Below are 22,891 nucleotides of genomic sequence, written 5' to 3'. Positions count from 1 at the left end.
CGCCGCCAGCACGACGTCCTCCGGTGAGACGTCGGTGCCGGTGCGGGCGTGGAGCAGGTCGTCCGGGGTGCACCGGTCCCCGGACGAACGGGATGCATCGGGTTGTGGCGTCGACATGTGTCCTCCTCGGGTCCGGCCGTGTCCCGCCCGGGTCCGGACTGCTCGGCCGCGCCGCGGGAGCGGGACCTCCTCCCACGATTGCCCTGCCGGCCGCACCCTGCATCCGGAAGGGGCCCGCGCCCGGCCGCGCGCCCGCCCGGGTCCGCCGCGGAATGCCCGCGGTCCTGCCCGGGGGGTACCTGCCGGCCGCACCGGGAAACCTCCCGCGCGGCCGTCCGGCACCGAGCCTTCCGGCCGTGCGCACCTAAGCTGGAAGAGCCGGAGGAGGCGGCCCGGCCGCGAGCTCCGGACGCTGCCCGCGCGCCCCCCGAGAAAGGCCGCCGCGATGGCCGAGACCCCCCGCCGCGAGCCCGGCCCTGGCATCCCCGGCCACGGCCCCGGTCCTGGCATGCCCCGCTATGTGCCGATCGCCGACCACGGCCTGATCGGCGACCTGCGCAGCGTCGCCCTGGTCGGCTCCAACGGCACGATCGACTGGTACTGCTGCCCCTCCTTCGACGACCCGAGCGTCTTCGCCGCCGTCCTGGACGCCGAGCGCGGCGGCTGCTTCGACCTCGCCGCCGCCGAGGCGGCACGCACCAAGCAGTTCTACTTCCCCGACACCAACGTGCTGATCACCCGGTTCTTCACCGAGGACGGCGTCGGCGAGGTGCAGGACTTCATGCCGGTGACCGGCGTGGACGGCGAGGCCGAGCGGCACCGCCTCATCCGGCGGGTGCTGTGCGTGCGCGGCACCATGCCGTTCCGGGCCCGGGTGGCGCCCCGCTTCAACTACGGCGCCGATCCGCACACCGTGCGGACCGAGGGCCGTGTGGTGCTGTTCGAGTCGCCGCGGCGGGCGCTCGCGCTCACGGCCACGGTGCCCCTGGAGACCGAAGGACCCGACGTCCTCGCGGAGTTCAAGCTGGCGGAGGGCGAGTCCGCCGTCTTCGCCCTGGACCAGGTCGGCGGCGACGTGGCCCCCCGCCGCTGCGCCCGCACCGAGGCCGAGGAGCAGTTCGCGACGACGGTCGCCTACTGGCGGCGCTGGCTCGCGCAGTCCCGCTACCGGGGCCGCTGGCGCGAGATGGTCCACCGCTCCGCCCTCACCCTGAAGCTGCTCACCTACGCCCCCACCGGCGCCATCGTCGCCGCGCCCACCACCAGCCTGCCCGAGCGGCTCGGCGGCGAGCGCAACTGGGACTACCGCTACGTGTGGGTGCGCGACGCCGCGTTCGCCGTGTACGCCCTGCTGCGCCTCGGTTTCAGCGGCGAGGCGGCGGCCTTCATGCGCTTCGTGACCCGGCACATCAGCCCGGGCGACGGCAAGGCAACCGGCCCCTTGCAGATCATGTACGGCATCGACGGCCGCACCGAGCTGCCCGAACGCGAACTCCCGCACCTGGAGGGGCACCAGGGCTCGGCCCCGGTCCGGGTCGGCAACGCCGCCGCCGGTCAGCTCCAACTCGACATCTACGGCGCCCTGATCGACTCCATCTACCTCTACGACCGGTGGGCCGAGCCGATCTCCAGCGGCCAGTGGGACGACGTGTGCGCGCTCGTGGACTGGGTGTGCGAGAACTGGGACCAGCCCGACGAGGGCGTGTGGGAGACCCGCGGCGGCCGGAGGAACTTCCTGTACTCGCGGCTGATGTGCTGGGTGGCCGTCGAACGCGCCGTCCGGCTGGCCAACCACCGCGGACTGCCCGCCGACCTGCCCCGCTGGCGGCGCACCCGCGACACGATCTACCGCCGCATCATGGACCACGGCTGGTCGGCCGAGCGGCAGGCCTTCGTGCAGTGCGAGGACGGCGACGTCCTCGACGCCGCCGTGCTGATGATGCCGCTGGCGAAGTTCATCGCGCCCACCGACCCCAAATGGCTCTCCACCCTCGACGCGCTCACCGAGGACCTGGTCTCCGACTCCCTGGTCTACCGCTACGACCCCGGCGCGAGCCCCGACGGCCTCAGCGGCGAGGAGGGCACGTTCTCCATCTGCTCGTTCTGGTACGTCGAGGCCCTCACCCGGGCCGGCCGCCTCGACGAGGCCCGGCTCGCCTTCGAGAAGATGCTCACCTACGCCAACCACCTCGGCCTGTTCGCCGAGGAGATCGGCCGCACCGGCGAGCAGCAGGGCAACTTCCCCCAGGCCTTCACCCACCTGTCCCTGATCAGCGCCGCCTACAACCTGGACCGCGCCCTCGGCTGACGTGTGTGTGCCGCGCCGGGCGCGGGTACCCGGCGTGGCACCGAAGACGGATCTTCAAGACCCCCACCGAGGAGGAGGCCCGCATGACGAGCGGTACCGAGACCGGTGACGTCACCGGTACGCGGGACAAGGACTACAACCTGGTCTGGTACGTCGAGGCCTGCCTGAGCAACGCCCTGCGCCTGGAGCAGTACATCCAGGACGCCGAGCGGGAGAAGGACAACGAGGTCGTGGAGCTGTTCCGCAAGGCCCAGGCGGACAGCCGCAAGGGCGCGGAGTTGGGCAAGCAGCTGCTCAAGCAGCGCCTGAACGGCGGCTGACGGCGCGCGTACCGGGCCGGCCCGGGTCCCGAGCAGGGAGACCCACCCGGGCCGGCCCGGCATGTGCGCCGCGCCGGCCGGCGCGGGCCGGGACACTCAGCCGATGTGGTACGGGTCCCCGTACACCTTCCAGTCCAGCGGCGTGTCGAGATCCAGGTTGCCCTTGCGCAGGAACACCCGCTGCTCGGTGTCGACCCTGCTGGTGTCGCTGTGCGCCTCCTCCTGCTTCATGGCCCACACCCGGGCGTCCAGGAACGCGTTCAGGTACGTCACCTCGTCGCCGCCCTGGGCCGGCGGCTTGGCGCTGCGCAGCGCCCGCTTGCGGATGTTGCGGAAGCTGGTCGGGTCGCCGCCGTCGCCGTGCATCACGATCGCGTCGTAGTAGGCGAACTGGCCGAGCGCGCGCAGCCCGTCCGACTTGCCCTGCGCGACGGCCGGGTTGAAGTAGACGCGGTCGCGCTCGTCGTTCTGCGCCTGCTGGAAGGCGGTGTCCTGGGCGGCCTTGCGCCAGTCCTTGGGGTAGTTGGGATCCAGGCCGTCGTGCGAGTCGCTGCCGTTGACCCGGCGCAGCGCGGGCAGGTACTTCGCCAGTACGTTGCCGGGCCTGCGGTCGGTGTAGAGCTGGACGAGGTCGAGCATGTCGCCGGTGCCGGAACAGAAGCCGATGATGCCGGCGGTGTAGCCGCGTCCGTCGCCGATGTCCTCGATGTACTTGTACTGCGCCTTCCAGTCGAGCGAGGAGTTCTCCGCGCTCGACACGAGCTTCATGGCGATCTCCTTCTTCGCCGGGTCGTCCAGGCCGGGCGCGGCCGCGGGCGCCGCCGCGACATGGGTGGCCTTCAGCAACGGCAGGGCGGCGACGGAGGCGCCGAGGACGGCGAGGACGGTGCGGCGGGAGGCGCCGGGCCGGGCGGTCCGGCCGGGGTTCGGATGCACCATGGGGGCTCCAAGTGAGGGTGGGGGGCTGGGAGTTGCTCGGACATTGGTCCGTACCGGTTCTGTCAGGAAGGTTTACTATCAGAGCTTCGAACGTGTGGTCATCCATCGCACAGGAATTTCGTAGGAACGAACGAGAGCCGCGGGTCCGGGGCGCGGTCAGGGCAGCGGCTGCTCCGCCCAGATGACCTTCCCTGTGGGCGTGTAGCGGGTCCCCCAGCGCTCGGCGAGCTGCGCCACGAGGAACAGGCCACGGCCCCCCTCGTCCGTGGTGGCCGCGTAGCGCAGGTGCGGTGAGGTGTTGCCGCTGTCGTAGACCTCGCAGATCAGCGTGCGGTCGCGGAGCATCCGCACCCGGATCGGCTCGCCGCCGTAGCGTATGGCGTTGGTGACCAGCTCACTGAGGACCAGCTCGGTGGTGAACGTCAGCTCCTCCAGGTCCCACCTCGCCAGCCGGCGGGTCACCGCCGCGCGCACGTCGCTCACGGCCGCCGGGTCCGCCGGCACCTCCCACTCGGCGATCGCGTCGGCGGACAGCGCCCGGGTGCGCGCGACGAGCAGCGCGATGTCGTCGCCCGGCCGGAACGGCATCCGGGCGTCGAGCACGGCCCGGCACGTCTCCTCCGGCGACCCGCCCGCCGAGGCGAGCGCGCCGCGCAGCTCCTCCAGACCGGTGTCGATGTCCCGGCCGCGGTCCTCCACCAGCCCGTCGGTGTACATCACCAGCCGGCTGCCCTCCGCGAGATCCAGCTCCGCGGTCTCGAACGGCAGCCCGCCCAGCCCGAGCGGCGGCCCCGCCGGCACGTCGGCGAACGTCACCGTGCCGTCGGGCGCGATGACGGCGGGCGGCGGATGCCCGGCCCGGGCGACGGCGCAGCGCCGGGAGACCGGATCGTAGATCGCGTAGAGACAGGTCGCGCCGGTGACCGGCGCGCCGGCGCTCTCCGCGGACTCGTCCTGGTCGATCCGGCCCACCAGCTCGTCCAGCAGCCCCAGCAGCTCGTCGGGCGGCAGGTCCAGCGCGGAGAAGTTGTGCACCGCCGTGCGCAGCCGGCCCATCGTGGCCGCGGCGTGCAGCCCGTGGCCGACGACGTCACCGACGACCAGCGCGACCCGCGCGCCCGACAGCGGCAGCACGTCGAACCAGTCCCCGCCCACCCCCGACTGCGCCGGCAGATACCGGTAGGCGATGTCCAGGGCGCTCTGCTCGGGCAGGCTGCGCGGCAGCAGACTGCGCTGCAGGGTCACCGCCATGCCGTGCTCGCGCGTGTAGCGGCGCGCGTTGTCGATGGAGACCGCCGCCCGCGCGACCAGCTCCTCGGCCAGGGCCAGCTCCTCGGCGTCGAACGGCTCGGCCTTCTCCGACCGGTAGAAGTTGACCAGCCCCAGCACCAGCGTCCCGGCCCGCACCGGCACCGTGATCAGCGAGTGGATGCCGTACGCCACGATCTGCTCGGTGCGTTCCAGGTCCTGCGCCAGCCAGCCCGGCGCCGCCTCCAGGCGGGGTTCCAGGACGGGCCGACGGGTCTTGAGGCTGTGCGCCTGCGGGGAGGCGGAGACGAAGCGGATCTGGTGGCCCACGGGGTACAGCGGGGCGTCCTGGCGGATCCCGCCGGCCGCCGCCCGGCGCAGCGCGGCCCCCGGCTCGGGGTCCTCGCCGGCCAGCACCGCGTCGTACAGGTCCACGGTGACGAAGTCGGCGAACCGCGGCACGGCCACCTTCGCCAGCTCCTCGGCGGTCCGCGTCACGTCCAGCGTCGTACCGACGCCCACACCGGCGTCGTAGAGCAGGCTCAGGCGCTCGCGGGCCACCTCCGCCCGGCCGGACAGGGCGCGCAGCTCGGTCGAGTCGCGGAGCGTGGCCACACTGCCCGAGGGGCCGCCGTCCAGGTCCGTGGGCCGCTGGTTGATCGCCAGCAGCCGGTCGCCGACCAGGTGCACCTCGTCGGTGGCGATCCGCCCCGAGGCCAGCAGGTCCTCGGTGACCGGGTCGAGGCCGAGGTCGGACACGCGCCGCCGCTCGGCGTCCCCGGGCAGGTCGAGCAGCCGGTGCGCCTCGTCGTTGGCGAGCAGCAGCTCGCCCTCGTCCCCGACGATGATCACGCCCTCGCGCACGGAGTGCAGCACCGCGTCGTGGTGCTCGTACATCCGCGTCATCTCGCCCGGACCCAGCCCGTGTGTCTGGCGCAGCAGCCGCCTGCTGACCAGCGCGGTGCCCGCCGTGGCCAGGGCCAGGCCGGCGGCGGCCGCGCCCAGGACGACGGGCAGCTGCCGGTCCGCGAGCCCGCCCACGTTGCGGGTGGTGATGCCGGCCGACACCAGGCCCACCACCGTGCCGTCCGGTGCCTTTACCGGCACCACCGCCTGCACCAGCCGCCCGATGGTCCCGTTGACCTCCTCGACGACCGTGCCGCCGTTCAGCGCGGGCTGGATGGTGCCGACGAACTTCTTGCCGATGCGGTCCGGCTTGGGGTGGGTGTAGCGGATCCCGTCGGTGTTCATCACCACGATGAAGTCGACGTGCGCCGCCTTGCGGGCGGCCTCCGCCCTCGGCTGCAGGACGGCCGTCGGATCCGGGGTGCTCAGGGCCGCGCGGGTGCCGGGCGCGTTGGCGAAGGTCTCCGCGACGGCGAGCGAGCGGTTGCGGGCCTCCTGGGTGCTGTCGTGCCGCACCTGGAGCACCAGCGCCACCACCGCGCCGAGCACCAGCAGCAGCACGATGGCGACCTGCAGCATGAACACCTGTCCGGCCACGCTGCGCCCGCTCAACGCCGCGCGCAGACCGGCCCGGCCGGTCACCGACCGGGCCTTCTCGGCCCGTTCACGCGCTCGCCGAGCCGGGCCAGGCGCATGCTGAAGGCGCTGGCCGCTGGGACGGCGGGTCGACCGGGTACCGGTTCGGCCCGGGAGGCGGACCATGTGCCATGTCTACACTGCCGCGCCCGGCGAGGCGAGGCCCGTAACACCCGGACAGGGGTGAGCGGGAGGAGAGGGCCGGGCGCCGGCCGGCCGGGGGAGGCGTCAGCGCGGGCGGGCGGGGGAGGGGCGGCGCATGGCGAGCAGGAGGGCGATGTCGTCGGGCCGGTCGGCGGTGTGCCGGGCGGTCGCGGTGAGGCGGTCGGCGACGCTCGTCAGGGAGTTGCCGGCCGGCCAGGCCGCCGCCGAGCCGACCCTCGACAGGGCGACCCGCAACGCGCTCACCCCGACGTCGATGTCCAGCCCCGGCCGCTCGACGAGACCGTCCGTGTAGAGGGCCAGCACGGCCCCGCGTTCCAGCCGCAGCTCGCCCACCGGGTACTGGGCCTGCGTGTCCACGCCGAGGACCACACCGCCGGGTATGTCGCACACCTCGGTGCGCCCTTCCGGGTGGCGCAGCAGCGGCAGCGGATGCCCCGCGCGGGCGACCCGGGCCAGTCCGGTCGAGGGGTCCAGGCGGATGTAGCAGCAGCTCGCGAACTGGCCCGGATCGAGGTCGATCAGCAGCCGGTTCGTACTGCTCATCACCTCGTCGGGCGGCCGGTCGCCGAGCGCGAAGGCCTTCACCGCGCTGCGCAACTGGCCCATGGTGGCGGCCGCCTGCACCCCGTGCCCCTGTACGTCCCCGATGACCAGCGCCAGTCCGTCGCCCGCAGCGACCACGTCGTACCAGTCCCCGCCGACCTCCATGCCCTGGGTGCCCGGCAGATAGCGCCCCGCCGTCTCCACCTCGGGGTGGACGGCGAGCCGGCGGGGCAGCAGCGCCTGCTGGAGCCCTCGGGCGAGGGCGGCCTCGGAGTCGTAGCGCTGCGCCTTCTCCATCGCGTGGGCGATGAGGCCCGCGAGCGAGGTCAGCACGGTGCGCTCCTCGCCGCTGAAGGCGCGCGGCCGGTCGAAGCCCAGGATGCAGGTGCCGACCGGGCGTCCCGAGGCGATCAGCGGCAGGAACGCCCGCGAGCCCACGTCGGCGTCCAGGGCCAGCCCGGGGTAGGCGTCCGCCAGTTGCCGCATCGAGTCGAAGAACAGCGGGCGGCCGGTGGTGAGCGTCTCGACGCCGGGGATACGGGCGTCCAGCCCGACGCCCTCGAAGGGGACGAGGAAGCCCTTGGGGAAGCCGGTCTCCCAGGCCAGGTACAGGTGCCGCTCCTGGAGCAGGTAGATGGCGAGCCGGTTGCCGCCGAAGGCGGGCAGCAGTTCCTGCATGACGACGGCCGACACCTGGCGCGCGGTGACGGCTTCGGTGAGGGCGATGGCGAGGACGATCGGACGGTACATGTGAGCGGCCGGCCCCGTCACGGATCCTGGGGGCGCGGGGGCGGGCGCGGGTGTGGCGTCGGGCGTCGCGGTCGCGGCTTCCGCGGGGGCGGGTTCGGCGGACGCGTCGCTGTCCGCCGGTCCGTCGACCGCCGCCTCACCGGTGGGGGGCGCGGCGGAGGCGATGCCGGGACCGGCCTCCGGCTGCACGAGCGCCTCGGCCGGCGCGCCGGCGGGCGCATCGGCGGCATGGATCGGCCGCAGCACGCACGTCAGCAGGCCGGGCCCGGAGTGGACGGACAGCGCCAGCAGCCGGCCCGGGTTCCGCCGCGCCGATGCCGCCCCCGTACCGGGCCCCGTCCCCGCTCCCGCTCCCGTCTCCTCCCCGGACGGCTCCGCGACGTGGAAGTGCACCGGGTCCGGCGACAGCAGCGCCGCGCGCAGATGGTCGTCGTACGTGGGGTGGTCGAGCCCCGGCACGCACTCCCACAGCGAGCGGCCCTCCAGCCGCCTGCGGGGCAGGCCCAGGAGCTGGGCGGCGCGCGGATTGGCGTAGACGATCATGCCCAGCCGGTCCACGCAGAAGACGCCGTCCGGCAGCAGGTCGGCCGCCGCGTCCCCGACCGGGCCGGGCCCCGGATCGCGGACGATGCCGCTGACCCGGTACGTGCCGGGCGTGGGCGTCACGTACGACGTCCAGAACTCCATCAGCCGCAGCGCGCCGCCCCGGGTCCGCACAGGCAGCGGCAGGGTGCCGGGCCGTCCGGCGGCGGCCGCCCGCAGCGCGGTCAGCACCTGGTGGGCCTCCCCGTCCGTCACCGCCTCGGCCAGGGCCCGCCCCGTGCCGGGGAACTCGGCGGCGGGCAGCCCGAGCAGCACATGGCAGCATTCGTCGGCGCTGAGCGTGTCGGTCGCCGGATCCCAGGTGAAACGCCCGATCCTGCCCTCGAACCCCCGGACGGCGGGCGGCCGCACGCACAGCGGCTCGCAGTCCCAGGTGACCGCCGACCCGTCGCCGTCCGCCAGTTCGGACAGGGCCGCGCCCAGGTCGTCCGCGAGGCCGGCCATACGGTCGCGTCCCGCCAGCACCTCGGTGGCGTCCGCCACGGAGGGGCGGAGCACGGCCAGCACCCCGTACGTCGCCGAGCCGTCGGAGACGGGCACGTACAGGGAGCCGAACTGGAAGGGCAGGCCGGCCGCGAACTGCGGATAGCGGCGCATGGTCTCGGTGGCGTTGGGGAGCACCACCTGGACTCCGAGCCGGAAGGCGTCGGCGACCGGGAAACGCCGGTCCACGTGCATCCGCCACCAGGGCCGGAACAGCGGGCCCGGCAGCCCCGCGAGGACGGCCAGCCGCAGCAGGCCGGGTGTGCCCGAGCGCAGGTAGACGCCGCCGGTGTGGCCGCCGGCGGCGCTGATCGCCTCTGTGGAGGCGTCGGCGAGCAGCGCGGACAGCCGCGCGGCCCTCCGGCCCGCTTCCTCGGCTCTGCGCGTCATCGGCTCCACCCCGTCCCCGCGCCGCCACCTGGACGACACACGAAGAAGACACAGCAAGAATGCGCCACACGACACCGATCGCGCACCCGCCGTGCGGCGGGCTCCCACCTCGCACACGGCCGAGGACGCCGCCTCCCGGCGGGAGCCGGCCCTTGCGGGCGCGGGCCGCTCGGAGGCAGGCGGGGGCCGGGCGGACGCCGGCGCGTGGCGCCGGGCCCTGCGGCGGTCGGCCCCCGGCACAGGGGGATCCGCGACCGGGGTCGGTCAGGGCTGTTTGCGGGGGGCGGAGCGGATGTTCTGGGCGACGTCGCGGAGTTTGATGTTGTGGTGCTGGGAGATGCGGCGCAGGACGGCGAAGGCGTCGTCCTCGCTGAGCCGGTGCCTCTCCCGCAGGATGCCCATCGCCTCGCCGATGGCGTGCCGGGTCTCCAGGGCGTGCTCCAGCTGGTCGACCGTACGCGCGCTGGCCAGCGCCACCGCCGCGTGCGAGGCCAGCAGCCAGCCGGCGGTCTCGCTGTCCCGGGTGAAGGCGCCGGGGCGGCTCGAGTAGAAGTCCAGCGCGCCGAAGTCCTGGCCGTCGGCGTACAGCAGGAAGCCCATCATGCTGCCGATGCCCAGGTCACGGGCGGCCGGTGCGTACCTCGGCCAGTCCGGCTGCGGCTGCGTGAGGTCGGCGATACGGAACATGCGGTCGCCGTTGACGCGCCGGGCGGCGTCGAAACAGGGCCCCTCGCCCAGCTCTCCCTGCACCCGGTCGGACTCGGCGACCACGTCGCCGCGCGCGGCGAGCGTCACCGCGCGGCCCTTGCGCACCGCGAGGATGCCTGCCGCCTCGCACCCGTCGACCAGCTCGACCGGCGCCGAGGCGATCTGGTCGAGCGTGTCCTGGAGCGCGTCCTGGGCCAGCAGGCGCCGGGACAGCGCGGCCATCGCCTCGGCGAACTCACGCCAGTCCATCCGCACCACCCTTCCCGCAGCCTGCCCATCGGTGCCGGGGGGACGTAGCCGGCGACGACCTCCGTCACAGGCAGCCTACCGCGCGGCGCGCCACGCATCCCGCGGCGCTGCCGATGTCCCGGTCCCGCGGTCATGCCCCCTTTCCACGCACGCCGATGCCCCGGCCGCGGGGGCCGGGGCATCGTGTCACGACGGTTGCGGTCCGCACGGTCCGGGCGCCAGGCGGGAGCCGGGGCCGTACGGGGCCGCGCACCGGGGTCAGGAACCCCAGGTGCCCTGGTTGACGGCGCAGTTCCAGCCGGAACCGTGCAGTGTGAACTTCAGCTTGTAGCTGCGGGTGTTCAGCAGGTGCGTGTGCACCTTGAAGCCGAGACTCGCCTTGCCCTTGAAGGCCGACGTGTAGACCGACACGGTCTGCGACGTCTTGTGGCTGATCTTGCCGCCCTTCGGCGTCGCCTGGCCGAACCGGAGGTTCTTGACGTTGGTGACGGTGAAGGTGACCTTCTTGAAGCTCTTGCTGGTCTTGCTCTTGATGCCGAAGTACAGCCCGCCGTTCGTCACCCAGCCGTTGTGGTCCACGTAGAACCGGGTCGGGTAGACGATGTCGATCGGGCAGCCCGAGCTCTTGGCGCTGACGGCGGGCGCCGCGGAAGCGGCTCCGGCCAGGCCCAGCTGAGCGGCGGTGACGACCCCGACTGCGGCCAGAGCAGCGACGGTCGTGCGCGTACGGTTCACTTCGGTGATACCTCTCCCCCTGCGGCCCCGACGGGCCGGAAACGACATGACACGCGGCGCGCCGAGCGGCGGGCCGCGTGCCTGTGACGCCGTATTTCTTAGCATGAGCACGCCGCCCAACGGCAACAGGAGAGACCCGAGGGCCACTTGGTGACGAAATCGGGACATTCACGAGGCAACCCAGAAGCGGCGGCGGCCGCGTGATCAGCGCTCCGTAGTGCGGCGCAGCGGCCTCGCCGCGGGCCGCCCTTTTCCCACCGTCCGGCAACGCCCCGGCAACGGCACGATGACGCAGGTCACGGCTTGGCCAACACCTCCCTGTCCGTTGGCCACTTGTTCACCCCCGGCCCCTGACTCCCCCCGTCGGTACGGGCAGACAGTGGTCGGCGGTCCGTTCCTCCCGTTCCCCCTCCCGGACACGGCCGCCACGCGTGAGAGCTTCCCATCGCTCAAGAAGGGGCATTCATGGCCGAGTTGACACGCCGCAGACTTCTGGGTTCGGCCGCCGGCGCGCTGGGCGGCGCCGCGGCCCTCTCCCTCCTCCCGCCGAGCGTCCAGAAGGCGGTCGCCGCCGAACCACCCAGGAACAGTTCGCTGCGCGACGTCGAGCACGTCGTGATGCTGATGCAGGAGAACCGCTCGTTCGACCACTACTTCGGCACCCTCTCGGGCGTCCGGGGCTTCGGCGACCGGCACGCGCTCCGGCTCGACACCGGCCGTTCGGTCTTCTACCAGCCGGACGCCGAGAACCCCAAGGGCTATCTGCTGCCCTTCCACCTGGACACCCACACGACCAGCGCCCAGGCCATCCCCTCCACCAGTCACGCCTGGTCGGTGCAGCACGAGGCGTGGAACGGCGGGAAGATGGACCGCTGGTTACCCGCGCACCGCAAGGCCGACGGCGTCAACGGCCCCTACGTCATGGGTTACTACACGCGCGAGGACATCCCGTTCCAGTTCGCGCTCGCCGAGACCTTCACCATCTGCGACAACTACTTCTGCTCGGTGTTCGGGCCCACCTGGCCCAACCGGCTGATGTGGATGACCGGGACGATCGACCCCGGCGGCACCAGGGGCGGCCCGGTCCTCAGCAACGTCGCGCCGACGCCGTACCGCTGGACGACGTACGCGGAGCGGCTCCAGGCGGCGGGGATCAGCTGGAAGGTCTACCAGCAGGACGACGACTACGGCTGCAACCTGCTGGAGCAGTTCGCCGCCTTCCGCGAGGCCGAGCCCGGCTCCGAGCTGTACGAGCGGGGCGTACGCCCGCAGCCCGAGGGAACGTTCGAGGAGGACGCCCGCAACGACCGGCTCCCCGCGGTCTCCTGGATCATGCCGACCAGCTACCAGTCCGAGCACCCCGACTACCTGCCGGCCGCCGGCGCCGACTTCGTGGCCTCCAAGCTCGAGGCCGTCGCCTCCAACCCGAGGGTGTGGCGCAAGACCGCGTTCATCCTCAACTACGACGAGAACGACGGGCTGTTCGACCACGTGCCCCCGCCGACGCCGCCCGACGGCACCGCCGACGAGTTCGTCAAGGGGCTGCCCGTCGGCGGCGGCTTCCGGGTGCCGGCCATCGTCATCTCCCCCTGGACGGTGGGCGGCTGGGTCGCCACCGAGGCCTTCGACCACACCTCCGCACTGCGGTTCCTCGAGTGCTTCACCGGTGTCGAGGAGCCGAACATCAGCGACTGGCGGCGTGAGACGTTCGGCGATCTGACCTCCGCCTTCCGCTTCTCCCACGGCCGTCCGCGTTCGCCCCGGCTGCCCGACGACACGGCGGAGCAGCTGGAGAAGGCCAAGGAGGAGGTGGCCACCCTGCCGAAGCCGACGCTGCCCGGCGCGGACCAGACGTTCCCGCACCAGGAGCGGGGCCACCGGCCGCACCGCTGAGCCGCCGCGCACACGATCCGCCGGCGGTCGGGCCGGTCAGCGGGCGGGCTGCCTCAGCGCTCGGCCGGTCGGCCGTCGGGCCCGTGACCGAGCGCGCCGCGGGCCGCGGCGACGGTCTGCCCGGCGTATCCGCGTCCGAACAGCACGGTGTGCACCAGCAGCGGAAAGAGCTGGTGCGCACCGATGCGGCCCGCCCAGCCCTCGGCGAGCGGCGCCACCTCCTGGTACCCCTCCAGCACCCGCTCCAGCTGCGGGCAGCCGAACAGGTGGAGCATCGCCAGGTCGGTCTCCCGGTGGCCGCCGTGCGCGGCCGGGTCGATCAGCCAGACCTGTTCGTCCGCGCCCCACAGCACGTTGCCGTTCCACAGGTCGCCGTGCAGCCGTGCGGGCGGTTCGGCGGGACCGGCCAGTTCCGGCAGTCGTTCCAGGACGCGTTCGACGACGGCGGCCTCGGACCGCCGGAGCACGCCGTCGTCGACCGCGCGGCGCAGATACGGGAGCACCCGGTGCTCGGCGTACCAGTCGGGCCAGTCGTCGCCGGGCACGTTGCGCATGGGCGCGAGCCCGATGCGCGCCTCCACGGGCCCGCCGGGCGGCGGGGCGCCGAACGCGGGCGCCCCGGCGGCGTGCAGGGCGGCGAGGGCGCGGCCGAAGCGGAGTGCCGCCCGCGCGCTCGGCCGGCCGGGCGGCACCCGCTCGGTCACCAGCCAGCGCTCGTCCTGGCCCAGCACCTCGGGGACGCGCACGGCGTCCGCGCCGGCGAGCCAGCGCAGGCCCGCCGCCTCGGCGCGTACCGCCTCCGGGCCGTCACCGCGTTTGACCACCACCGTGCGGCCGTCGTCGAGCGTCACCTCGGCGAGGGCGCCCGAGCCCGACAGGGGGCGCGTCGCGGTCGTACGGCGTCCGGTCAGCCGCGCGGCCGCGGCGCCGGGTCCCCCGGCGGCGTCCGCGGTCATGAGGGGAGGCGTTCGCGCACCCAGGCGAGCAGACCGGGCACCGTTGCCTCGATCATGCCCAGCACCTCGTCGAAGCCCTCCGGGCCGCCGTAGTACGGGTCGGGCACGTCGAGGTCGCCGGTCGCCTCCGGGTCGAAGGACCGCAGCAGGCGCACCCGGGACGGGTCCGCCACGAGCCGGCGCAGTGCCTTCTCGTGACCGCGGTCCATGGCCAGGAAGAGGTCGGCGTCCAGGTGCTCGGCGCCGACCTGCGCGGCGACGTGCTCCACCGGGTAGCCGTGGCGGGCCAGCACCTCGCCGGAGCGCTCGTCGATCGGCTCTCCGACGTGCCAGGGCCCGATCCCGGCGCTGCTGACGCGCACCGCGTCCGCGAGTCCGGCCCGGCGCAGATGCTCGGCGAACACCAGGGCAGCGGACGGCGACCGGCAGATATTGCCACTGCAGACAAAACTGATATGCACGCCCCCACCCTACGAGCCCGGGCCCGCGCAACAGCGGACAGGCAGACGGGGGCCGCGTGGGCAGCCGGACACGGGGACCGACCCCGCCGCCCGCCCGCGCGCCCCCGCCCCACGCGGGCCCGGGCGCGTGCCGGGCGTGCGGGCGGGGCCGCGAACCCGGTGTCATGCCCGGCCCGTTGGCCGGAGTCCAAGCCGCCGGTGCCGGTGGGCTCAGGGCTTGTTCGTGTGGCTGCGGGCGGCCGGTACTCGCTCGCGTTCGTGCACGTGGTAGACGTGGAACGCCCGTCCGATGACCGGCTGGGCGACGTTGCGTACCCGTACCCCGCCGTTGGTCATGCCGTTCTCCGTGCCGGCGTGGGCGTGGCCGTGCACCGCGAGATCGGCGCCGGCCGTGTCGATGGCCTCGGCCAGCAGATAGCTGCCGAGGAACGGGTAGATCTCCAGCGGCTCACCGGCGAGCGTCTCGGGCACGGGGGAGTAGTGGGTGAGCGCTATCCGCATGTCGCAGTCCTGCCCGGCCAGTTCCTCCAGCGAGGCGCGCAACGCGTCGGCGCAGTGACGGCTGTGCCGGACGAACTCCTTCATCACCGGTTCGCCGAACTCGCCCGCGCTGCGGCCGACGAACCCGCCGCCGAACCCCTTGGTGCCGGCGACCCCCACACGCGCCCCGCCGCAGGGGACGACGACTCCGCGACCTTCCAGGACCTGGGCCCCGGCGTCCTCCAGAAGGGAGGTGACCTCCCCGGGCCGGTCGTCGTGGTGGTCGTGGTTGCCGAGGACGGCCACCACCGGCACCGCGAGCCCCCGGATCTCCTCCGCCACCACACGGGCCTCCTCCGGCGTGCCGTGCCGGGTGAGATCCCCGGCCAGCAGCAGGATGTCGGCGCAGTCGGGCAGCGTCTCGAAGGCGGGCCTGAGCGTGCCCCGGGTCTCGGGCGCCATGTGGATGTCCCCGACGGCTGCTACGCGGATCATGCGAGATCCTCCGCGTGGTCGGGGGAGGAGGCATCGGCGACGGCCACGTCGCAGTGGACCCGGTGCCCGCGCAGCTCTTCGTCGGCGAGAGCGCAGATCTCGTCGCGGCAGTGGGCCGAGGGCACCGTGCCGGTCAGCAGTACGGCCTCGCCGCGCACCTCCAGCCGTACGCCCAGCTCTCCCAGGGGGCCGCCGGCGATCCGCTCCCGCAGATGGGCGACGCGGTACTCCAGGTTGTCGCCGGCGTCCTCTCCGGTGGCGGCCGGAGCGCCGGGTGACCGCTCTTGGCCGTGGTCGCTCATGACTGCTCCTTCGACTGTTCCCGGTGCGGGTCCGGGTCGGTGTGCGGGGCGATGACGTTCAGGCGTTCGAGGAGGAAGAAGAAGGCCGCCGGCATGGGCTCGTCGCCGCACGCGCGCCGGACCCGCTCCCAGTCGACCTTCTCGCGCAGCGCGCGGGCGATCGGCAGGACGGCCCCGAAGTCACAGTGATGCTCGGAGAAGGCGGCGACGAGGCTCCACAGCAGATCGGTCGGGCAGAGCACGGGCATCCGCACCGAGTCGACCGGGAGCTCCTCGGCGCGGTCCAGCATGGCGGCGGAGACCGGCTGGTGGGCGAGTTCGAAGATGATGTCGATGTCCTGGCCGAAGCACTTGGCCTTGATCAGCCAGTCCTCGGGAGGCGTGTGGACCGCGAGTCCGCCCTCGCCGAGAGTGGCCGCCACCGCCTCGGCGTCCTCGGGGCGTACGCAGAAGTCGGCGTCGTGCTGGAGGTTCTCGCTGCCGCCGTGGGCGTACGCCGCCACGCTGCCCGCCAGCGCGAACGAGTGGCCCTTCCGCTTCAGCAGGGTGCCCACCTGTTTCGCGGCCTCCAGGATCGCCTGGTTGCGGTCGCGGGGCAGGGGCTCGCCCTGCTCGTGCGACCCATGGCGCGGCACCTGCCGGCCCCCGCCCGCCGCAAGACGAAGGCCGGGGGGCCCCGCCTGCCGGGCGGGAGCCGCGTCGCCTCCGTTCCGTGTCATGACGACTCCATTCCCTTCACCGGACGACGGCCGTACCGCGCGGCCGGCCGGTCGGCCGCCCGGCCCGGGAACGGCCTCTCGAGCGCGGTCCGGGTACCCGGCGCCCCCGCTTCGACAACATGCCTTGAGTGCTCCCGTCCGGGTACGCGTGCTGGGCGGTCGGCACGGCGGGACGCGAAGGGGAGCGGGAGCGGTGATGCGGCGGAAGGTCCACCCCTCGGGGGTCCACCCCTTGGCCGTGCGCCCCATGCGCCGCTTCGCGCACCGTGAGAGATTGACGGAACCAATGCCTGTTATGGGCGATTTACCCCTCGGTTCGCCGACAGGAGCCGACGCCTGCCGCGTCGCGCCCCGGGCGGTACCCGGTCCCGCGGTCACCGCCGGCGGGTGGCCACCGGCATTCACCAACAGCACGCGGTCGTGGCGCACAGCGGTGCGGCCAGAAGCGGAGGAACGGTACTGATGAGCGAGGCCAACCCCATCAAGCAGGCGGCACGCAAGGTCGGCGAGGCGCTGACCGGCGACGGCGCGGCACCGCCGGAGGGCATCCCCGGCAAGCCCGGCTCCGAGTCTCCGTCCCTGGCGGAACCCACGGAGCCGCGCGAGCCCCTGCCGCCCAAGCCCGACCAGACCGGCCCCGACACCTACTCCCCGACCGGGCAGCCGACGGGCGCCGACCAGGCGCGCATGGCCCAGGCCGGCAGCTATCTGACCACCGCCCAGGGCGCCCGGCTGTACGACACCGACCACTCGCTGAAGGCCGGCCCGCGCGGTCCCGTACTGCTGCAGGACCACCACCTGCGCGAGAAGATCATGCACTTCGACCACGAGCGCATCCCCGAGCGCGTGGTCCACGCCCGCGGCGCGGCCGCGCACGGCGTGTTCAAGGCGTACGGCACGGCCTCCTCGGTGACCCGGGCCGCGTTCCTCGCCAAGGACGTCGAGACGCCGGTCTTCGTGCGGTTCTCCACGGTGCTGGGGTCCCGCGGCTCCGCCGACACCGTGCGCGACACCCGGGGATTCGCGACCAAGTTCTACACCAGTGAGGGCGTCTTCGACCTGGTCGGGAACAACATCCCGGTGTTCTTCATCCAGGACGCCATCAAGTTCCCCGACATCGTGCACGCGGCCAAGCCGCACCCGGACCGGGAGATCCCGCAGGCGCAGTCGGCCCACGACACCCACTGGGACTTCGTCACCCTGCACACCGAGGCCACCCACCACGTGCTGTGGAACATGTCCGACCGGGGCATCCCGCGCTCCTTCAGGACCATGGAGGGCTTCGGCATCCACACCTTCCGCCTGGTCGACGCGGAGGGGCGGACCACGCTCGTCAAGTGGCACTGGAAGCCGAAGCTGGGCGTGCACTCCCTGGTGTGGGAGGAGGCGCAGATCATCAGCGGCGTCGACCCCGACTTCCACCGGCGCGACCTCGCCGACGCCATCGAGGCGGGCGCCTACCCGGAGTGGGAGCTGGGCATCCAGACCTTCCCCGACACGCCCGAGCAGACCTTCGAGGGCATCGACCTGCTCGACCCGACGAACATCGTCCCCGAGGAACTGGCCCCCGTGCAGCCCATCGGGCGGCTGATCCTCAACCGCAACCCGTCGAACTTCTTCGCCGAGACAGAGCAGGTGGCCTTCCACCCCGGCCATCTCGTCCCCGGCATCGACATCACCGACGACCCGCTGCTGTCCGGACGGCTGTTCTCGTACCTGGACACCCAGATCACCCGCCTGGCCGGCCCCAACTTCGGCCAGATCCCGATCAACCGCACGCACGCGCCGGTCAACGACATGCTGCGCGACGGCTTCCACCAGACGGCCGTGCACCGCGGCGCCGCGCCCTACCGGCCCAACTCCCTCGACGGCGGCTGCCCGTTCACCGCGGGGGCGGACATGGGCGCGTACGTGGAGACGCCCGTGCGGATCCCGGAGGCGAAGAAGGTCCGCGAGGCGCCCGAGACGTTCGCCGACCACTTCAGCCAGCCCCGCCGGTTCTGGCTGAGCATGTCCCCGGTGGAGCGCGAGCACATCATCGGCGCCTACACCTTCGAACTGGGCAAGTGCTACGAGCAGGCGGTCAAGGAACGCGCACTGCAGGTGCTGGCCAACATCGACCCCGAGCTGTGCGCCGAGGTCGCGGCCGGGCTCGGCCTGCCCGCCCCCTCGGCCACCGTGCCCCTGGCCGACGTCGAGCCCAGCCCGGCGCTGTCCCAGGTCGGGCAGACCTGGCCCACGGACGGCAGGGTGATCGGCATCGTCGCGGGCCCGGACGGCGACCTCGACGGGGTCCACGCCGTGCGCGACGCGGTGCTCGCCGGAGGCATGGTCCCGCTCGTCGTCGCGCCGTCCGGCGGCAAGCTGGGCAACGGCGACGGGGCGCTGACCGTGCAGCGCACCTACGCGACGGCGCGGTCGGTGGAGTTCGACGCGTTGCTGCTGGCGGGCGTGCCGGGCGTGGGCGCCGACGCCTACGGGGCGCGCGACGCCAAGGCCGGCCTCACCACCGCTCAGCAGGCCACCCACGACCCGCGCGTCGGGCTGCTGCTGTCCGAGGCCTTCCGGCACGGCAAGGCGATCGGCGTCTGGAAGGGCGCCGAGGCCGCCCTGGAGGCCGCCGGTGTACCGGTCGACGCGCCCGGTGTGATCGTCGGCGACAGCGGTACGAGCACGCTGGAGCAGGTCACCCGGCTGCTGGGCGCCCACCGCGTCTGGGAGCGCTTCCCCGCGGAGGCCTGACCGGCGTAACGCCAGGCCCCGGGTCTCCTCCGGAGGGCACCGCCGCCGCCCGTCGTCCACTGACGCGCGGGATGTGGCCAAGCCCACGCCCCGGAGGAGGCCCGGGCCATATTCTTCCCCCGGGGCCGGGGGCTACCGTTTCACGAGTCCTTTTTGTCCTGTGTCCCACGTCCCTTGTCCGTGAACAGCGCGAACGGCCCCGGCAGTGCTCGAAGATCTCTCCCCCCTCATCGCGGCGACCACCCACTGGCTGACCGGCGCGTACCCCGCCTCCGGCGGCGCGCTGGACTCCGCCCTGTGCGAGGTGCAGGCGCGCCAGGCGGTGACGGTGGCCGCCTGGCTGCGCTACCCGACGTCCATGGACGCCGCCCTGGTCGGCATGGCGGGCCCCGGCGGCTCGGCCCGGCTGGACTGGATCGCCGGCGCTGACGGCGCCGGGGCCGGCGATCCGGACACGTACGCCTGGCGCACCTGGGTGGACGAGGTCGTGGCGAGCTGGGCGGCCTGCCTGCTCACCGACCCCCGACTGGCCGAGCGGGCCGTCGCCGCGATCGCGCAGGGCGCCCACGCGGCCGGCACCCCGGTCGAGTTCCGCCGCCTGACGGCGCCCGACGACCGCGACCGCACCGCGGCGGCACTGCTGCGCCACCCCGATCTCCTGGCTCCCATCGCCACCCTCCACGAGGCGGCTCTCCTGACCCACCTGAACCCGGGCTCGGCCCTCGCCGCCTGATCCCCTCACGGTCACCGGGGGTCGAGAGCCGTGCTCAGTACCTCCCGGGCCGTGCGGAGGGCCGCCCTGCGGTCGGCCGGAACCACGCCGATGCGGGTGCGGCGGTCGAGGAGGTCGCACTCGTCGAGGGCGCCCTCGTGGCGTACGGCCCAGAGGAGTTCCGCGAGGGTGACCGGGTGACCCTCGACCACCGGCTCGGCCAGCCACGGGTCCCGGGCGGCCAGCGCGTGCACGGCGGGCGCCTCGGTGCCGTAGCGGCGGATCAGGCGGTGCGGGGCCGGCAGCGACGCGAGGACGGCGGGCGACGCGGCCCCGACCAGCGGCAGGGCAGCGGTGGGGGAGGGGCCCGCGGCCAGACCGTGCGCGTCGACGGCCGCGTCGACCGCGTCCTCGGCCATCCGCCGGTAGGTGGTGAGCTTGCCGCCGACCACCGTGACCACGCCCTCCGGCGAGGTGAGCACCGCGTGCCGCCGAGAGATGTCGGCGGTGCGCGGCTCGGCCCCCGCCCGTGATCCGTCCGCCGGGCCGGTGTCCAGCAGCGGGCGCAGTCCCGCGAACGCGCCCACCACGTCGTCGCGGTGCACCGGCACGTCCAGCGCGGAGCCCAGCACGTCGAGCAGGAAGCCGATGTCGCTCTCCGGCACCTCCGGCACGTCCGGGATCCCGCCCTCGACGGGCTCGTCGGTCAGCCCCACGTAGACCCGGCCGTCGCCCTGCGGCAGGACGAGGACGAAGCGGTTGTTCTCCCCGGGGACCGGGATGTGCAGCCCGGCGGGCAGGTCGCCGAGGTGGCCGGCCCGCAGCACGAGATGGGTGCCGCGGGAGGGCCGTATCCGGATGCCGTCGACCAGGCCGCCCGCCCACACGCCGGAGGCGTTGATCACCGCGCGCGCCCTGATCTCGCCTTCCTCGCCCGTGAGTTCGTCGCGGACGCGGGCGCCGGAGGCGGTCAGTTCCAGGGCCCGTACGCGGGTGAGGATCCGCGCGCCGTGCGCGGCCGCCGTGCGGGCGACGGCGGTGACCAGGCGGGCGTCGTCGGTGAGCCGCCCGTCCCAGGACAGCAGCCCCCCGCGCAGCCCGGTGCCGCGCAGCCCCGGTGCCAGGTGGCGGGTCTCGACTGCGGACAGCCGGCGCGGCGCGGGCAGCGTGGCACGGGCGGTGCGCGCCGCCAGACGCAGCCCGTCGCCCGCGCGGAACCCCGCCCACGCGAGCGCCGCCTGGGCGCGGGAGACCAGCGGCGTCAGTGGCAGCACGAACGGCTGGGCCCCGACCAGGTGCGGAGCGGTGCGCTCCATCAGGATCCCGCGCTCGACCGCGCTCTCGTGGGCGACGTCGAGCTGCCCCGAGGCGAGGTAGCGCAGGCCGCCGTGGATGAGCTTGGAACTCCAGCGGGAGGTGCCGAAGGCCAGGTCGTGGGCGTCGATCGCGACGACGCTCAGCCCGCGCGCGGCGGCGTCCAGGGCGACGCCGGCGCCGGTCGCGCCGAGCCCGACCACCAGGACGTCCACGGACTGGCCGCCGACCGTGCGGGCCAGCTCGCGGGTGCGCCGCGCGGCGTCCAGCGAGGAGAAGGGGACCGGGTCCCCCGTGGTGGCGTTGCGGCTGCCGGGGTTCATGGCGTCAGGGTCCTCTCCAGAAGGGTGCGCAGTTCCGCGAGGAAGGCCTCGTCGTCCAGCTCGGGGTCGTCCGCGTCGGTCATCGTGCGCAGCGAGAGCGTGAAGGACTGCACGACCAGCAGCAGCGACCGCGCCTGCCGTGCCGGGTGGCCGGCGCGTACCGATCCGTCGGCGTGCCCCTCGCGCAGGGCCTGTTCGAGCAGGGCGAGGAGCGCCTCCTGGCTGGCCCCGCGCCGGTCCAGTACGTAGGGGAGCAGCAGTTCGGGGTCGACGTCGACGATCTTGCGGAAGAGCGGATGGGCGCGGAAGGCGGCCACCCCCGCCACGAGACCGTCGACGATCAGCGGCCGCGCGGGCGCGCCCGGCACCCGCTCGGGCATCGCCCCGGTGGCCACCCCGATCCACTCCCGGGTCATCAGATCGCCGACCAGGGACCGCACGTCGGGCCAGCGCCGGTAGAGCGTCATCCGGGACACGCCCGCGCGCCGGGCCACGTCCGTCAGGGTCGTACGGCGCACCCCTACGGCCAGGACGCAGTCGCGCACGGCGTCCAGGACGGGGTCGCGGTCCGTGACGGCCGGGTCGAGCTGGGTGTTGTGACGAATAGGCGCCATGTGTAACAGTGTAACGCCCCGGGCGGCGCACCAGCCCTCCCGGCGGAAGGCCGGAGCAGGACAACGGCCCGAGCAGGACACGCACCTTTCAGAACCCGACCAGAACACGACCGGTGAGGAACACCCCCATGGACATGCTGTGGAGCGGCTGGGGCGACCCGGCGCAGGCCACGCCGCTGCCCGAGACGGTGATCGGACTGCTGCGCGACCTGCTCGGCGTCAAGCCCGCGGCGACCGCACCGGTGACCCTCGACGAGATCCCCGTACCCGCGTCCCCGCTGACCGCCGAGGCGCTCGGCGCGCTCGCCGAAGCCGTGGGCGACGAGGCGCACGTGCGGACCGACGCCGAGACGCGGATCCGGCACACCCGCGGCAAGTCCACCCCCGACCTGCTGCGCATCCGCGGCGGCGACGTCACCGACGTCCCCGCCGCCGTGGTCCTGCCCGCGAGCCACGACGACGTGCTCGCCGTCCTGCGCGCCTGTGCCGCCCACGGCCTCGCGCTCGTCCCCTTCGGCGGCGGCACCTCCGTCGTCGGCGGCCTCGCACCCGAGCGGCGCCGCCCCTTCGTCGCGCTCGATCTGCGCCGCATGGACGGCCTGCTCGCCCTCGATCCCGTCTCGCGCACCGCCACCCTCCAGCCCGGCCTGCGCGCCCCGCGCGCCGAGGCCCTGCTGGCCGAACACGGCTTCACCCTCGGCCACTTCCCCCAGTCCTACGAGTGGGCCACCATCGGAGGCTTCGCCGCCGCCCGCTCCTCCGGACAGGCGTCCGCCGGATACGGGCGCTTCGACGAGATGGTCCTCGGCCTCACCCTCGCCACGCCCGAGGGCACCCTGGAGGCCGGCCGCGCCCCGCGCTCGGCGGCCGGACCCGACCTGCGCCAGCTGGTGCTCG

The 22,891-nt window shown here is 73.9% G+C and carries 18 protein-coding genes; 6 read left to right on the top strand and 12 right to left on the bottom strand.

What is annotated here, in order from left to right:
* Positions 1–508 precede the first annotated feature (508 nt).
* A complete protein-coding gene (locus IE249_RS08810) occupies positions 509–2,308 on the top strand; it encodes a glycoside hydrolase family 15 protein (protein WP_189704542.1) in 1,800 nt (599 codons plus the stop codon).
* 83 nt (positions 2,309–2,391) lie between these two features.
* Positions 2,392–2,628 carry a hypothetical protein gene (locus IE249_RS08805; protein ID WP_189704221.1) on the top strand — a complete coding sequence of 79 codons (237 nt, stop codon included), beginning with the start codon at positions 2,392–2,394 and terminating at the stop codon, positions 2,626–2,628.
* 96 nt (positions 2,629–2,724) lie between these two features.
* On the opposite strand, the gene IE249_RS08800 is transcribed toward IE249_RS08805, so the two are convergent.
* The 5 genes from IE249_RS08800 to IE249_RS08780 all read right to left on the bottom strand — a co-directional run bounded on the left by IE249_RS08800 (position 2,725) and on the right by IE249_RS08780 (position 10,983).
* Entirely contained in the window at positions 2,725–3,567 is an 843-nt protein-coding gene (locus IE249_RS08800) for a chitosanase (RefSeq protein WP_189704220.1), read from the bottom strand.
* Between the two features lie 156 nt (positions 3,568–3,723).
* Positions 3,724–6,483 (bottom strand): SpoIIE family protein phosphatase, encoded by a 2,760-nt coding sequence (locus IE249_RS08795; protein WP_189704219.1) that lies wholly within the window; start codon positions 6,481–6,483, stop codon positions 3,724–3,726.
* A 102-nt stretch (positions 6,484–6,585) separates the two neighbouring features.
* Complete coding sequence (locus IE249_RS08790; RefSeq protein WP_189704218.1) at positions 6,586–9,291, bottom strand: SpoIIE family protein phosphatase; 2,706 nt, start codon at positions 9,289–9,291, stop codon at positions 6,586–6,588.
* A 264-nt stretch (positions 9,292–9,555) separates the two neighbouring features.
* Complete coding sequence (locus IE249_RS08785; protein ID WP_189704217.1) at positions 9,556–10,248, bottom strand: GAF and ANTAR domain-containing protein; 693 nt, start codon at positions 10,246–10,248, stop codon at positions 9,556–9,558.
* A gap of 258 nt (positions 10,249–10,506) precedes the next feature.
* Positions 10,507–10,983 carry a hypothetical protein gene (locus IE249_RS08780; RefSeq protein WP_189704216.1) on the bottom strand — a complete coding sequence of 159 codons (477 nt, stop codon included), beginning with the start codon at positions 10,981–10,983 and terminating at the stop codon, positions 10,507–10,509.
* Between the two features lie 465 nt (positions 10,984–11,448).
* Between IE249_RS08780 and IE249_RS08775 the strand changes: the two genes are divergently transcribed.
* Positions 11,449–12,876, top strand: a complete 1,428-nt coding sequence (locus tag IE249_RS08775) for an alkaline phosphatase family protein (protein ID WP_189704215.1) — start codon at positions 11,449–11,451, stop codon at positions 12,874–12,876.
* 53 nt (positions 12,877–12,929) lie between these two features.
* Here IE249_RS08775 and IE249_RS08770 read toward each other — a convergent pair whose 3' ends face one another.
* The 5 genes from IE249_RS08770 to IE249_RS08750 all read right to left on the bottom strand — a co-directional run bounded on the left by IE249_RS08770 (position 12,930) and on the right by IE249_RS08750 (position 16,289).
* On the bottom strand, positions 12,930–13,832 hold the full coding sequence (locus tag IE249_RS08770; protein WP_189704214.1) for a fructosamine kinase family protein: 903 nt from the start codon (positions 13,830–13,832) through the stop codon (positions 12,930–12,932).
* On the bottom strand, positions 13,829–14,293 hold the full coding sequence (locus IE249_RS08765) for a low molecular weight protein-tyrosine-phosphatase (protein ID WP_189704213.1): 465 nt from the start codon (positions 14,291–14,293) through the stop codon (positions 13,829–13,831). The genes IE249_RS08770 and IE249_RS08765 overlap by 4 nt, the downstream gene beginning before the upstream one ends.
* Before the next feature lie 210 nt (positions 14,294–14,503).
* Entirely contained in the window at positions 14,504–15,268 is a 765-nt protein-coding gene (locus tag IE249_RS08760; protein WP_189704212.1) for a metallophosphoesterase family protein, read from the bottom strand.
* A complete protein-coding gene (locus tag IE249_RS08755; protein WP_189704211.1) occupies positions 15,265–15,570 on the bottom strand; it encodes a hypothetical protein in 306 nt (101 codons plus the stop codon). The genes IE249_RS08760 and IE249_RS08755 overlap by 4 nt, the downstream gene beginning before the upstream one ends.
* Positions 15,567–16,289 carry a nucleotidyltransferase family protein gene (locus IE249_RS08750; RefSeq protein WP_189704210.1) on the bottom strand — a complete coding sequence of 241 codons (723 nt, stop codon included), beginning with the start codon at positions 16,287–16,289 and terminating at the stop codon, positions 15,567–15,569. The genes IE249_RS08755 and IE249_RS08750 overlap by 4 nt, the downstream gene beginning before the upstream one ends.
* Positions 16,290–16,751: 462 nt before the next feature.
* Here IE249_RS08750 and IE249_RS08745 point away from each other — a divergent pair, with 462 nt between their 5' ends.
* Both IE249_RS08745 and IE249_RS08740 read left to right on the top strand, forming a co-directional pair.
* Positions 16,752–19,031: a catalase gene (locus IE249_RS08745; protein WP_189704209.1), complete on the top strand. Its 2,280-nt coding sequence runs from the start codon at positions 16,752–16,754 to the stop codon at positions 19,029–19,031.
* Positions 19,032–19,236: 205 nt separating this feature from the next.
* Entirely contained in the window at positions 19,237–19,764 is a 528-nt protein-coding gene (locus IE249_RS08740; RefSeq protein ID WP_189704208.1) for a hypothetical protein, read from the top strand.
* Positions 19,765–19,775: 11 nt separating this feature from the next.
* Here IE249_RS08740 and IE249_RS08735 read toward each other — a convergent pair whose 3' ends face one another.
* A complete protein-coding gene (locus tag IE249_RS08735; protein ID WP_189704207.1) occupies positions 19,776–21,380 on the bottom strand; it encodes a glycerol-3-phosphate dehydrogenase/oxidase in 1,605 nt (534 codons plus the stop codon).
* Positions 21,377–21,994, bottom strand: a complete 618-nt coding sequence (locus IE249_RS08730) for a TetR/AcrR family transcriptional regulator (protein WP_189704206.1) — start codon at positions 21,992–21,994, stop codon at positions 21,377–21,379. The genes IE249_RS08735 and IE249_RS08730 overlap by 4 nt, the downstream gene beginning before the upstream one ends.
* A gap of 128 nt (positions 21,995–22,122) precedes the next feature.
* On the opposite strand from IE249_RS08730, the gene IE249_RS36695 reads away from it, so the two are divergent.
* On the top strand, positions 22,123–22,891 hold a 769-nt coding region (locus IE249_RS36695; RefSeq protein WP_229857884.1), incomplete at its 3' end, for an FAD-binding oxidoreductase.

The sequence above is a fragment of the Streptomyces anandii JCM 4720 genome, from assembly GCF_014650655.1.
Lineage (GTDB): Bacteria > Actinomycetota > Actinomycetes > Streptomycetales > Streptomycetaceae > Streptomyces > Streptomyces anandii.
Note: the sequence above shows the minus strand (reverse complement) of the source record. Positions and strands in the feature narration are given on the sequence as shown.